A 14125-nucleotide genomic window follows, 5' to 3' on the forward strand; every position below is an offset into this window, starting at 1 on the left:
AAAAATAACCGGGTGCTCCGTTGCGGAAGCACCCGGCGAGGTGGAGGAACTCAGAAGCGGTAGCGTGCACCGAACAGGAAGCGGCGTTGCAATTCCTGAGCGAACCAGACGTTGTTTTCCGAACGGCCATAGGTGCGCAAGCTCGCGTTGGTCAGGTTGATTGCTTCGACCGACAATGCGATCTTCTTGTTGAGATCATAGCTGATGTTCATGTCGAGCTGACCGAACGCCTTGGTGTAGACCGGGTTCTTGTAGCTGTCGCGGTTGAGTTGCGACAGGAACTTGTCACGCCAATTGTAGCTGAGCCGTGCCGAAATGCCGTGCTTGTCATAGATCAGCGTGGCGTTGGCGGTGTTGCTGAGGCCGGTCAGCGCGAACTGGTCGACATTGGGATCACCGGCATTGTTGAAGCCGACATCGCCCTTCACATAAGTGAAACTGCCCGATACGCCGATGCCCGTCCGCCCGAAGAAATACTGGCCCGCGATTTCGAAGCCGTAAATCTCCGCATCCTTGTTGTTGATCGGCCGCGAAATGGTGAAGTTGTACAAGGGATCGGACGCCGAACCGTTGATATCAACCGCTGACAAGATCTGATTGACGAAGGCTTGATCGACCGTCTTGGTGACCGAGCTGTAATGCGCGTTGAACTGCGTCGCCGCCGCCGCTGCGCCATCCCGCTGGAGCAAAGCGGAGTAGGTGAACAGGTTGACGTCGCTAATGTCGGCACCAAGCGCGCTGAGCGCGGCCCTGGCTGTTCCCGATAGCGTTCCTGCTGTACCCGAGCTTGGGTCGCGCAGGCCGAACAGCGACCCGTTCGAAAGCCCCGTGCCGATGAAATTGTGCACGCGCTTGTCGAAGAAGCCCGCCGAGAAATAACTGTCGGGCTTGAAATAATATTCAAACGAGAGATCAAAATTGTCCGAGATCAGCGGAGCCAGATCGGTGTTGCCAGTGTTGGCGGTGGCAACCCCGCCGATCGCGGTAGGCCGCGACGGGGCGAACACGCTGGTTGAGGCGAACAAATTGTCATAGTTCGGCCGCGCAATCGTCCGGCTGGCCGAGAAGCGGCCGATCAAATTGCGTTTCAGCTCCACCTGGAAATCGAAGGATGGCAGGATGTTGTCATAAGATCCGTGGCCAACCAGGTTTTGCGGACTCGACCCGACGCTGATCGTGAAGTCGTTGTCGGCGACCCAGGCAATCTGATTGGGCACTGACTGCAGCGAGATCGCTTCATCCTTGGTATGTTCATAGCGCGCCCCCGCCACCAGGCTTGCGTCATGGCCGGCAATCTCGCCCTTCCAGGTTACCTGCGCATAACCGGCGTAGATCGTTTCCTTGACCGTATTGTTCTGGCTGGCAGTGATCGACACCGCATTGCCCTTCGCCGCATAGGATGACGAGAGCGCGCTGTAGAGCGCCAGCGCGTCGCCGCGGAAGGCGACCAGATTGGCACCCGTCGCCTTGGGATCATAGCTGTGGAATTTGCACAGCAGGCAGAAGTCCTTCAGCACACCGGGGGCGATTTTCTGGACGTCGCCGGGGAAATCGACGCTCCAATTGCCCAGCGTCTGCTGGGTCGAGGTCAATTGCTGGTTGGTATCGGTGTCGCGGTACAGGCCGCCAAAGTCGAACCGGCTGCCGCCGCCCAGATCCCAGCCGAAATCGGCGCGAACTTCCTTGACCTTCTGGCGCTGGCTGGTGGTGAAGGTCCGCCCAATCGACGAGCCGACATCGTTCACGTCGAGCACACCATTATGGTTGCCGCCAGGCAGCGAAGCATCGCTGATGCTGATGTCCTGCACCGGAATTGCGCCGCTATAATCGACCGAGTGCGCGGTGACGACGTTGGCGCCAAGGCCAACCAGCGTCGAGCTGGAGCCGTTGGGATTGTTGGGAAGCACCGACGACTTGCCGTAATGGCCATCGATCGTCAGCGTGAAGTTGGGTGCGATGTCCCACTTGGCGTTGAGCCCGTAATCCTCAAGCTGGTTCTTCTGCGCGCGCGCTTGCTGTTCGAAACCTTCATCCTTCACGCCGGCAACGGTCTCGTGAAGGTAGGTCGTGGTGGCAACGGCCTTGTTGCTGTCGAAGGTGACGACATCGAACGGGCGGTTGAACCAGTTCGATTCATCCGAGCGCTGCTCGCTCTGCACCGTGCGGGCGTATAGCGCGTCTGCGGTGATGGTCAGCGCGTCGGTCGGCTTGAACTGGACGATCGCCTGGCCGTTCAGGCGCTGATATTTGTCGTCCGAAAAGTGGTAGCGGCTGTCATTGGGGACGGAGACCAACTGGTTCGGGTCGCTCGGCCGGTTGTTGATTGTGGTTGCTGCGTTGACGAAGCCGTTGCTGGGGTTAAGGAAATCGGCGAGCGTGCGGATGTTCCAGGCGTTGGACGTTGCCGACACGGTCGAGAAATGGCGTTCCTGATAGCTGCCGAACAGCGATACGCCGAAGGTTTGGTCAGGGTTGGACCAGCTCGCCAGCCCGGTGATTTCCGGGGTGGCCGCCGAGCCGCAATCGACACAGTCATTCGCGCTGGTGTCGTAATTGAGCTTGCCGCCAAGCGAGCCATTGAAGCCGGACTGGCGCGAATCGAGCGGGCGGCGCGTAACGACGTTGATCGTCGCGCCGATGCCGCCCGAGGGGACGGCGGCGCGACCCGTCTTGTACACTTCCAGTGTCTTTACGCCTTCCGAAGCGAGGTTCGAGAAGTCGAACGAGCGGGTCACGCCAACCGTGCCGTCGGCGCTTTCGTCGCCACCGACCGTCTGGACGTAGGACGAGGCCAGCGTACGACCGTTGAGCGTGACGAGATTGAAGCTCGGGCCGAAGCCACGCACGGTAACTTGCGCGCCCTGGCCGTTCACGCGGTCGATCGACACTCCGGTGATGCGTTGCAGCGATTCCGCCAAATTGGTATCGGGGAACTTGCCAATGTCTTCGGCCGAAATCGCGTCGACAATGCCGGTGGAATTGCGTTTGATCGCGATCGACCGCTCAAGGCTGGCGCGAACGCCGGTGACGACGATGTCGTCGCCTGTCGTCGGTTCGGCGGGCTTGCCCCCGTCCTGCGGAGCCGGGGCCGGTGCGCTCTGCGCATTGGCGGCCTGTGGGAGCGCGAGGCCCACGGCAAGCGCTGCTATCGAAGTCGACCAGACATAAGCCGACGCATGACCAAAGCCCTTCATTGAGCCCCCTCCCAAAATGACGCGACCTTATCTGGACGCTTTAAACGGACCGCCGTGGCCCCATTAGACACGACGTCGATGGCGCTATCATATTGTCCTACGTTGTCAACAGTTCTTTATGGACGCGAACGCGCTTTACGAACGGCGATGACGCCGTCATGCGATTCCGTACCGACGCTGCAAGAGGGAAGGGAAGTCAATAAAATTATTATATTATAATAATTTATGTATTTCTCTCTACGGTGTGGCTACCCAATTGGTTCTGCGCTCACGTATAAATCCGGTAAAATCTGCGGTGCGGGCATCATGTCAACGTTATCAGGGGCCCTAGCGCGAGCGCGTGTGATCTGGTCTATTCGGGATCACGAGCGGGTTGGAGCAGCATGAAGCGAACGACGATTGTCGATGTGGGGCGGTTGGCCGGGGTTTCGGCCAAAACGGTGTCGCGCGTACTGAATGGTGAGCCGCATGTCAGCGATGCCGTAAAACAGCGCGTGCGGGCAGCGGCGGATTCGCTGGATTATCACCCAAACGTGTTCGCGCAGGCGCTCGTCCGGCGAAAATCGCACATGATCGGCCTGGTCTACGAAAATCCGAGCCCAAGCTACGTTGTCGAATTGCAGAAGGGCGTGCTCGAACGGCTGACCAACGAACGCTATCGGCTCGTGGTGATCCCGATCCGATCGGTGCAGGAAAATGCGGCGGAGGTGGTTGGGCTGCTGCGGTCGGCGGCGCTGGATGGCGTCGTGCTGGCTCCGCCGGCATCGGACCATCCGTTGATTCTCAATCAGTTGAAGGAAGCGCGCATTCGCTGTGCGCGGATTGCGCCGACGCGCATGATCGAGGCGGCACCCAGCAATCTGGTCGATGACGTCGCCGCAGCCCGCGAAATCGCGGCCTATGTGATTGGTCTTGGGCACCGCGAAATCGCAATCATTCGCGGTGATCCGACGCATCCTTCAACCGAAGCGCGGATGCTCGGCTATATGCAGGCCTTCCATCAGGCCGGGCTCGAATTGCGCTTCGACAGGATCGAGCCGGGGATGTTTACCTTCGACAGCGGCCTTGCCGCCGGGCGGAATATCCTGGCGCGGCCCGACCGGCCAACCGCGATTCTGGCGCAAAATGACGATATGGCGGTGGGGGCGATGATGGCGGCGCGCGAAATTGGCCTGTCGATCCCCGATCGGCTCTCCATCGTCGGTTTCGATGATTCGGAGGTTTCGCGAATCACCTGGCCACGGCTGACCACGGTGCGGCAGCCCGTGTTCGAAATGGCGGTGGCGGCGACCGAGATGCTGATCGCGCAACTGGAGGATCGCGAGCCGCTTGCGCGCGTGGTGCATCCACACACGCTCCTGATCCGCGAATCCGCCGCGCCACCGCACGCCTAGGCAATGCTACGCCGGTGGGAGTCCTGGTATTATGCGGCGGGCGACCTTGGCTTCAATTTCGTGTGGCAGTCGATCGAGCTGTATCTGCTGTTTTACTACATCCGCGAACTCGGCATGGCCCCGGAGATTGCGGCGGGCATTTTTCTGGCGGGTGCTGCGGTTGATTGGGTGACGGACCCGCTGGTCGGCGCGGTGGCGGATCGACTGGCACCGCGCATTCCGCTGCGAACGTGGGTGTCGGTCGGAGGGCCGTTGTCGGTGCTTCTGCTCTGTCTCGCCTTTGTCCCGCCACCGGTGCCGCGTGCATGGGTCCCCGGCTATGCGCTGGTTACCTACCTGGCGTTGCGCTTCGCTTATGGTGTCGGCAACATCCCCTATGGCGCGTTGACGGCGCGGATTTCGCCCGACCCGAACGATCATCTGGTGCTGACCAGCGCGCGGATGCAGGGGGCGGCGCTCGGAGGCTTGATCGCAGCGCTGACCTACGCGCTGCTACCCACCGGGCGTGCGGGCGGCGCGGATTTTCGGCTGGGCGCACTCATTCTCGCGGGGTTGGCGATGCCTGCCTTTTTTGCGACGAGTTGGGGCACGCGCGAGCGCGTGGCACCGCCCACCACCGCGCGCCTGCATCTTGGCCACACGATCGCCGAGATGTTCGCACTAGTGGTGCGGTCGTCGGCGTTGCGGCGGCTGATGGCGACCATCCTGATGGTTGGACTGTCGGTCACCTTGCTCAACAAGTCTTTGCTGTTCCTGTTCGAACAGATTGGTGCCCCCGGCATCGGATATTATGTCGCCCTGGCTCCCTCCTTCTCGCTGCTGTTGACGGCCCCCTTGTGGAGCAGGCTTGCCGAACGGATCGGGCAGGCGCGTACCTTGCGCGTCGGGGCGGTGCTGATGTTTGCGGCGGTGCTGTTGGCACTGGCGAGCAAGGGGCTGGTGCCAATGCTGGTGTGCATCACGGTGTCGATCATCGCGGTGCAGGGGATGTCGGTGATGTTCTGGTCGCTCGTCCCCGGTGCGGTGGCGGCTTGCGAACAGGACGAACATGCCGCCGGATATGCGGTGCGCGTTTACGCCGTGGCGACGATAACGCGTAAGCTGGCGCAGGCTTTGGCACCGCAATTGATCGCGCTGGCGTTGTTTGCTCCGCAAGGATCGATCCTCCTGATCCTGGCCGCGGTCGCACTTGCCACGGTCGTGGTGGTCTTCGTTTTCCCGCCCGTTGAGGAACGCAGCATCGTCACAGGAGCTTGACAGCGCCTTGTCAACGTTGTCAACAACCGTGGCCGATCCGCCGCGAAGGTGACGACCGGATTCTGGAGGAGGGGGCATGATCCCGAAGCTTGCGGTTTGCGCCGCTTTTTCCGTTGTCATCGGCGCAGGGGCGCTCCAGGCGGCGGAGCCGGTTGGCGCGCCCGTCGTTCACCCCGCATTGTGGCCCGAAGTCGCCTGGCCCGTAATGGCCAAAAGCGACGATGAGGCGCGCATTACCGATTTGCTCAACCGCATGACGGTTGAGGAAAAAGTCGGTCAGGTCATCCAGGCCGATATCGGCAGCGTGACGCCCGATGATGTTCGCCGCTATCATCTCGGTTCGGTGTTGAATGGCGGCAATTCCGGCCCGGGCGGTGACGACTTTGCGCTCGCGCCGAAATGGCTGGCTTTGGCCGATGCGTTTTACGATGCCTCGGTCGATCGTTCGGCTGGCGGCGCAGGTATTCCGATCCTGTGGGGAATCGATGCCGTTCACGGCCACAGCAACATCATCGGTGCAACGCTGTTCCCGCAGAATATCGGCCTGGGCGCGATGCGCGACCCGGCGCTGATCGAGCGGATCGGTGCGGCGACGGCGGCTGAAATCCGCACCACCGGGCAGGAGTGGACCTTCGCGCCGACCATCACCGTACCGCAGGATTATCGCTGGGGGCGCGCCTATGAAGGCTATTCGTCCAATCCGGATCTGGTTGCCAGCTATGTCGGGCGGATGATTATCGGCTTGCAGGGCAAACCCGATGGCAGCCGCATTTTGGCCGGGCCGCATGTGCTGGCGAGCACCAAGCACTTCCTCGCCGATGGCGGCACTTTCGAAGGGCGCGACCAGGGCGACGCCAGGATCAGCGAGACCGAGCTGCGTGACATTCACGGCAAGCCCTATATCCCGGCGATCGACGCCGGGGTCGCCACCGTGATGACCAGCTTTTCGAGCTGGCAGGGGCAGAAAATCGCGGGCAGCAAGGGCCTGGTTACCGACGTGCTGAAGGGCCGGATGCACTTTGGCGGCTTCGTCATCACCGACTGGAACGCGCATGGCCAGATCGCCGGATGCAGCAACGAAAGCTGTCCGCAAGCGATCAACGCCGGGGTCGACATGTATATGGCACCCGATAGCTGGCGACCGCTATACGCGTCGCTGCTCGCGCAGGTGAAAGACGGCACCGTGCCGATGGCGCGGCTCGACGATGCGGTCGCGCGCATCCTGCGGGTAAAGTTCCGGTTGGGGCTGTTCGAGGCGGGCAAGCCATCGTCGCGACCTTTGGCTGGCGACTGGAGCGTGTTGGGCGCGGCGGCGCATCGTGCGGTGGCGCGTGAAGCGGTCGGCAAGTCGCTGGTGTTGCTGAAGAATACGGGCATTCTTCCATTGAAGCCTCAGGCCAATATCCTCGTCGCGGGCGATGGTGCGGATGACATTGCGCGCCAATCGGGCGGCTGGACGATTAGCTGGCAGGGAACCGGGCTCGACAACAGCAAATTCCCCGGCGCCACCAGCCTGTGGGCCGGGATTGAGCAAGCCGTCGCGGCGGGCGGCGGGCACGCCGAATTGGCGCCCGACGGCACGTTTACCAAACGGCCCGACGCGGCGATCGTGATGTTCGGCGAAACCCCTTATGCCGAGTTCCAGGGCGACATAAAGTCGCTGCAATTGCGCCCCGAATTGCGCGCGCCGCTGGCAACGATGCAGCGGTTGAAGGCGCAGGGCATCCCGGTCGTGGCGGTGATGTTGACCGGGCGACCGCTATTCGTGAACCCGGAGTTGAACGCCGCCGACGCTTTCGTCGTTGCGTGGTTGCCCGGCACCGAAGGCGCTGGCGTCGCCGACCGATTGTTTGCCGCGAGCACGGTCGCGGAGCCGTTCACGGGCAAATTGCCGGCGGCGTGGCCGTTGACCGCGAAACCCGGCGACCGGGCGCTGTTTCCCTTTGGTTATGGTTTGAGCGGGCACGAGGCGGCTTCACCGTGGCAACCGTTGTCGGAAGACCCCGGTGTCGCCGATACGGGCACGGATGGCGTGTATTTCGCCGCGGGGCGCGCAACGCCGGGCTGGTCGCTGCAAGTTGGCGACGGGGCTGGTGCAGCCACGCGGATCACCACGGTGCCCGCGCAGGCCCTGAACGGCCGGGTAAAGGTGACGGCGGTCGATTATGGCGTGCAGGAAGGCGCGCGGCACTTCTCGCTCGCCGGGGGTGGGCCACAGGCCATCGAGGTACGGACGACCGATCCCGTCGATCTCGGGCGGGAGACCAATGGCGATGTGCTACAGGTCACCACGCTGCGGCTCGATTCCCCGGCGGGTGCGGATGTGACCCTGGGGGTTTCATGCGGCGGCACCTGTCGCGGGACGCTGAAGATCCCGGCGAGCGCCTTGCCCGTGGGGACGTGGCGTTCGATCGGCATTCCCTTCAAATGCTTTGGCAAGGCCTCCGAAATGATGCGGGTCGATGCACCGTTTGCGCTTCGCACCGCGCAGCCGCTGGAGGTCAGCATCGCGCGGGTGGCGACGGGGCTTGTTGCCGATACCGTGCTGCGCTGCGGGGATGAAGGCGTCGGTGGTTGAGGAAGGGCCCCGCGCGCTTTTTCGAAGCGGGCGGGGCCCCAGTTCTTTCGGTTACCTCACAGTGCCCTGGTAAGGTCGATCCGCGTCGCTTTGGCGGGGGCTGCGATGGTGAAGCTTGTCGTTCCGGCGGGCGTGTCCTGCTGCGTGGCGATACGTTTGCCGTTCTGGGTCGCTTTGGCTTGATCCTTCCAGCCATGAACGGTGAGCGTAATTTGCGACCACCACGGTTTGAAGCTGCCCGCGCGATCGTCAAAGGCGATCGCAACGCCATTCGCCGTCACGCTGCAACGCACGGTTTGGCGGAGGAACGCGCCGCGCTGATACGCGAGCGAGGTTCCATCATCCTCGTAGAGCGTACCGTTGCAGTCGTCGCCGGGATAAATGTCGAGCATCAGCGGTCCTGATGGCGTCTGCGCGGTGCTCTGTACCAGCGGCTGTCGCGGCAGGATCGTGCCCGCCCGGACGAAGATGGGGAGGCGGTCGAGCCGTGGTGTTTCGAGGACGCGCTCGCTCTTGGTGCGCGCGGTCGGCACGGCTTGTGTCGCTGACTGGATTGGCCCGTTGCCGGTCGGTTCGAAGGTGCCGGCACGCAGCCCGGTCCAATAATCGTACCAGCCGCCTTCCGGCAGGCACACATCATAGGTTTGCGGCGATTCCGGGCTTGGTGGGGGGGCGATCAGCAGCGCCTTGCCGAGCGTGAACGTCATTGATTGATTGCAGCCCATATTGGCCGCGCTTGGATAGTCATAGAAGACCGGTCGCATGATCGGATCGCCAAGCCGGGTGTTCTGGTCCGCCAGCGCATAGAAATAGGGCATCAGGCGATAGCGTTCCTCGACGAAGCGTCGCCGGATCGCGAGATGATCGGGGCCATCGACCCAGGGCTCGACGCGCGGCGTGCCGGTGGCGCTATGGTCGCGAAAGACGGGGGTGAAGGCCCCAATCTCGAACCAGCGCGTCAGGAGATCGGCGCTCGGGCCGCCCGCAAAGCCGCTCACGTCCGCGGCACTATACGCAAATCCGGACAGGCCGAGATTGATGATCTGGTGGACCGACAGTTTCAGGTGATCCCAGGTCGCGCTGTTGTCGCCGGTCCAGGTGACGGCGTAGCGCTGCCCCCCGGCATAGCTGGCGCGCGTCATTACGAACGGACGCTCGTCGGGCCGCAGCGTCAGCAGCCCGTCATAGGTCGCGCGGGTGTTCAGCATCCCATAAACGTTGTGCAGCTCGCGGTGGTCACTCGTGCGCGGCGCGAAATCATCGCTGGCGACGCGGTGAACGGTGTCGAGCGGCATCGTCTTGGTCGGCGTGTTGAAGATCGCCGGTTCGTTCATGTCGTTCCAGAAACCGGCAATACCGTTGTCGACGAACCCCTTATAGAGCGTGCCCCACCAGGTCCGCGACTTCGCCTGCGAGAAATCGGGGAAGACCGATGCTCCGGGCCAAACCGGTGCGACATAGTCGGTGCCATCGGGATTTTTGACGAATTCGTCACCTTGCTTGCCGCTGGCATAGGGGCCGTAATCGGTATCGGCCTTGGCGATGTGCAGATCGGTGATCGCGACCAGCTTGATCCCTTGCGCCTTCATGTCGGCAGCCAGTTTGGGCACATCGGGGAAGGTCTTGGGGTTGGTGGTGAAGGGCCGGTTGCGGTCCTGATAGTCGATGTCCATCCAGATAACGTCGGTCGGCACGCGATCAGCCCGCAAATGGCGGGCGATTTCGCGAATTTCGTCGGCGGATGTGTAGCTGTAGCGCGACTGTTGATAGCCAAGCGCCCATTTCGGGGCGAGCGGTGCATGGCCGGTGAGAGTGGCGTAACGCCGTGTCACATCGGGCAGGCTGGGACCGGCGATGAAATAATAGTCGATCGGGCCGTCGGGGCCGCCAAAGGTCAGCGTATCGGCGTCGCGGTGGCCGAAATCGAACCAGGTGCGATAGGTGTTGTCGAGCAGGATGCCGTAGCTGCCGCCGGGCGCGCCGGTCGAGAGGAAGAACGGAATCGACTTGTAGATCGGGTCGTCGGCGCTGGTGAAACCGAAGGCGTCGGTATTCCAGTCGACAAATTCCTTGCCACGCCGGTCAAGGCCTCCGGTCTTGTCGCCAAGGCCGTAGAAATGCTCGGCGATCGGCAATGCCTTGCGGAGCGTAAAGCCCTTGCCGTCGAGCGCGGCGGGGGCCGCATCCGCCGAGATGATTTTGCCGTCGAGCGTTTCGAACGTCACCGCGCCGCCCGCACCGATGCGCACGCGCACGCGAGCGGTGGTGAAACCATCGGTGGTTGGCGTCACCTTCGCCCGGGCCCGGCGTTGTGCGGGCAGCACGGCCCAGCTCGCATCCTCGGGATAGCTACCGTTGCGGGCGATGCGGACCCGGATTACATCATCGCTGAGCGCGACCACGCGTAATTTCAGTGTGCTGGCGGAGACTTCGACGCCGTCTGGCTGCGCCGTCAGCACAGCGGCAGGCGCGGCGGCTTGCGCTGCGGTGGTCGCGAGCGGCAGCGCGGCGGAGGTCAGCAAGGCAGCGAGCAGGAGGCGTTTCATGGTGTGTCTCTCGATTTCATTTTACCGGGGGAGGTGGGTGAGATGCGGGCGAAAATTCAACGCGCAGCGATCGAGAAAGTCGTCGATCCGCGCCATATCGATCCGTTCGATATCGGGCCCTGGCGCGACGAGCCGCTCGTCGTCGGGAAAGGTGCCATAGCCTGCCATCAGGCAATGCCAACTGATCGCGCTGTAATAGCGAGCGATGCCGGTTTGTTCGACCAACGCCGCCATATCGGCACCGGTGAACCAGGCCGACATCAGCCCTTTCAGCGTATCCGACAGATGCGGCATCGCACGCGCCTCCGCCCAATATCCCAACGGGTCCTGCGTGCGCTGGTTGAGACGGTAATGCGCAACGATATAGTCGCGCACCCCGTCATAGCGGGCGGCGATCTTGTGGTTGAAGGGCGCGCGGGCGGCAGGGGTAAAGCCGTCGGCATCGACCGCATCCAGGAAAGCCTCGACCGTCGCCATGACGATGTGCAGCGCGGTTGCCTCCAGCGGCTCGATAAAACCCTGCGCCAGGCCAATGGCGAGCGCATTGTGCGACCAGCTTTCCGCCACGCGACCGACACGCATCGTCAGGTGGCGCGCCGTGCCCGCATCGCCCACACCAAGATGGCCGCGCAATTCGGCCTCGGCCTGATCGGGCGAAAGATGGCGGCTGGAATAGACATAGCCGTTGCCGGTGCGGCTGGTGAGCGGAATATCCCACACCCATCCCGCATTCAACGCGGTGGCGCGCGTCTGGCTGGGCAATGGGGCGGGTTCATCGCGCGCCGTGGGGAGCACGACCGCGCGGTCATTAAACAGGTTTTCCGCAAAGGGCAGGAACGGCACGCCAAGCGTCTGTTCAAACAGCACGCCGCGAAAACCGCTGCCGTCGAGGAAGAAATCGCCCGCGATGCGTTCGCCATCGTCGCAGACCAGCGCGGCGATGGCGCCGGTTGCGGCGCGTTCGACCTTGGCGATGGTGCGCCGCAGCCGGACCACGCCGAGCTTGGCGGTGGCATGTGCGCCGAGAAATGCGCCGACCTTATGCGCGTCGAAATGATAGCCATAGCTCAGCTCGAACGGGAAGGCGCGGTCCGGTTGCGGGGCGCACCCGGCCGCTGCGAGCCGGGCAGGGAGCAGGAACCGGTCGGGATGCGCCACAACGTCGCGCCCGGTGCGTCTGGCGCGGGTGTTGTAGAAAAAATGGGGCGCGGTGTGGCTGTCCAAAGCGGTCGGGAAGGGGTGGAAATAGGCACCGTATCCGGCGCGATCCGACCAGCCGTGAAAACCGATGCCGAGTTTGTAGGTGGCGTCGCACGCGGGCATCCATTCGGCCTCGGCGATGCCGAGCTGGTCGAAAAAATGCTTTAGCTGCGGCGTTGATCCTTCGCCGACGCCGACGATGCCAATATCGGCGCTTTCGACCAGCGTCACCTGCGCCTGCGGCCAGCGCCGTGCGATCAGGCACGCCGCCATCCACCCGGCGGTGCCGCCGCCCAGGATGACGATCGCTGTGCCCGCCGCAGTCTCGCTCACGGGCGCAGCACCAGCCCCGAAAACGCAGGTAGCATGTTCGGCGCGACCGTGTTGGCGCTGAGCAGCACCGCCCCATTTTGCGCAACGCCCGTCGGCCACGCACGCGCGGCATCGCTAAGGTTGAACACGCACAGCAGCCGCTCCCCTTCCTCGCGCCGTTCAAAGGTGAGCAGCGCGTCGTCGCTGTGAAGCACGCGAATGTCGCCCTGACGCAAGGCGGGATGCGCGTTGCGCGTGGCGATCACTTTCTGGGTCCAGTGCAGCAGCGAACCCGAATCGGCCTGCTGCCGGTCCGCCGCCAGCGCATCATGATCCTCGCCAAAGGGAAGCCAGGGGGTCGTGCTGCCAAAACCAAGATCGGGCGCAGCACCGGTCCACGGCATTGGCGTGCGTGCGCCATCGCGCGACAACGTCATCGGCCAATTGGCGATCGCTTCTGGGTCGAGCAGGGCATCGAACGGGATGTCGACTTGCGTCAGGCCAAGTTCTTCGCCCTGATACAGGAAGATGTTGCCACGCAGACAGGCGAGCAAGAGGATTTTCATCCGCGCGAACGCCGCGGCATGATCGGGCGTGGTCCAGCGCGACAGCGCCCGCGGCGCATCGTGATTTTCGAACGCCCAGCTCGGCCAGCCAATGCCGGGCGCATTGGGCCAGCGCGCCACGGCATCGGCGACGAGCGTGGGCGTCAGGCGGTCGGCATAGAGGAAGTCGAAGCCATAGGCACTGTCGAGCCGGGAGCCGCCCGCGGTGAACAGCTTCATTTCGCGGTCGCTATCCTCGCCACCGACCTCGGCGACGGTGAAGCACGCGCCATATTCATCGAGCAACGCGCGAATGCGCTCCAGGAAGGCCGGGATGTCGGCATGGCCCTGATTGTGCAGCTTGAGCTGAAAATCGAAGGGGCGCGTGCGCGCGCGGTTGGTTGCGGGGGCAGGCGGGTTATCGGTCAGCGCGGGATCGTGCATCGCGAAGTTGATCGCGTCGAGGCGGAAGCCATCGACCCCGCGATCGAGCCAGAACCGCGCGGTATCGAGCAGTTCCTGCTGCACCGCCGGATTGTGCCCGTTGAGTTGCGGCTGCTCCTTCAGGAAATTGTGCATGTAATATTGCTGGCGCCGCGCGTCCCACGTCCAGGCTGGGCCGCCAAACACCGATTGCCAGTTGGAGGGCGGGCTGCCGTCGGGCTTGGCATCGGCCCAGACGTACCAATCGGCCTTGTCGCCCGACCGGCTCGCGCGGCTCTGCTGAAACCACGGATGCTCGTTCGAGGTGTGCGAATAAACCTGGTCGATGATGACCCGCAGCCCGAGCGCATGGGCGCGGTCGATCAGCGCGTCGAAATCGGCGAGCGTACCGAAAATCGGGTCGACATCGCGATAATCGGCCACGTCATAGCCGAAATCCTTCATCGGCGAGGTGAAGAAGGGGGACAGCCACACCGCATCGACGCCGAGCGCCGCAACATGGTCGAGATGCGCGGTTATCCCGTTGAGGTCACCGATCCCGTCGCCATTCGAATCGGCAAAGCTGCGCGGGTAAATCTGGTAGATTGCGGCGCCCTTCCACCACGGGCTGTGGGGGGCGGCGTCGCGTCGTGGTTGGGCAGTCGATGGGGTCATG

The 14125-nt window shown here is 63.3% G+C and carries 7 protein-coding genes; 3 read left to right on the top strand and 4 right to left on the bottom strand.

All coding sequences use genetic code 11. The features are described 5' to 3' along the window. Positions 1-50: 50 nt before the first annotated feature. Positions 51-3194, bottom strand: a complete 3144-nt coding sequence (locus tag WC704_RS10395) for a TonB-dependent receptor (protein ID WP_372889841.1) — start codon at positions 3192-3194, stop codon at positions 51-53. Positions 3195-3577: 383 nt separating this feature from the next. Between WC704_RS10395 and WC704_RS10400 the strand changes: the two genes are divergently transcribed. The 3 genes from WC704_RS10400 (at position 3578) to WC704_RS10410 (ending at position 8423) form a co-directional block, all read left to right on the top strand. Next, positions 3578-4588: a LacI family DNA-binding transcriptional regulator gene (locus WC704_RS10400; protein WP_372889842.1), complete on the top strand. Its 1011-nt coding sequence runs from the start codon at positions 3578-3580 to the stop codon at positions 4586-4588. 3 nt (positions 4589-4591) lie between these two features. Further along, a complete protein-coding gene (locus tag WC704_RS10405; protein WP_372889843.1) occupies positions 4592-5845 on the top strand; it encodes an MFS transporter in 1254 nt (417 codons plus the stop codon). Positions 5846-5921: 76 nt separating this feature from the next. Beyond that, entirely contained in the window at positions 5922-8423 is a 2502-nt protein-coding gene (locus WC704_RS10410) for a glycoside hydrolase family 3 N-terminal domain-containing protein (RefSeq protein WP_372889844.1), read from the top strand. Between the two features lie 56 nt (positions 8424-8479). Here WC704_RS10410 and WC704_RS10415 read toward each other — a convergent pair whose 3' ends face one another. The 3 genes from WC704_RS10415 to WC704_RS10425 are packed head-to-tail and all read right to left on the bottom strand — an operon-like array spanning position 8480 to position 14124. Then, a complete protein-coding gene (locus WC704_RS10415; protein WP_372889845.1) occupies positions 8480-10969 on the bottom strand; it encodes a TIM-barrel domain-containing protein in 2490 nt (829 codons plus the stop codon). A 21-nt stretch (positions 10970-10990) separates the two neighbouring features. Then, entirely contained in the window at positions 10991-12502 is a 1512-nt protein-coding gene (locus WC704_RS10420) for a tryptophan halogenase family protein (RefSeq protein ID WP_372889846.1), read from the bottom strand. Further along, the gene (locus tag WC704_RS10425; RefSeq protein ID WP_372889847.1) at positions 12499-14124 is read right to left on the bottom strand and encodes an alpha-glucosidase; all 1626 of its coding nucleotides are present in this window, start codon (positions 14122-14124) and stop codon (positions 12499-12501) included. Before WC704_RS10425 ends, WC704_RS10420 begins: the two co-directional genes overlap by 4 nt. Position 14125 lies beyond the last annotated feature (1 nt).

The organism is Sphingomonas sp. (assembly GCF_041661885.1).
In the GTDB taxonomy this organism is placed as follows: Bacteria; Pseudomonadota; Alphaproteobacteria; order Sphingomonadales; family Sphingomonadaceae; genus Sphingomonas.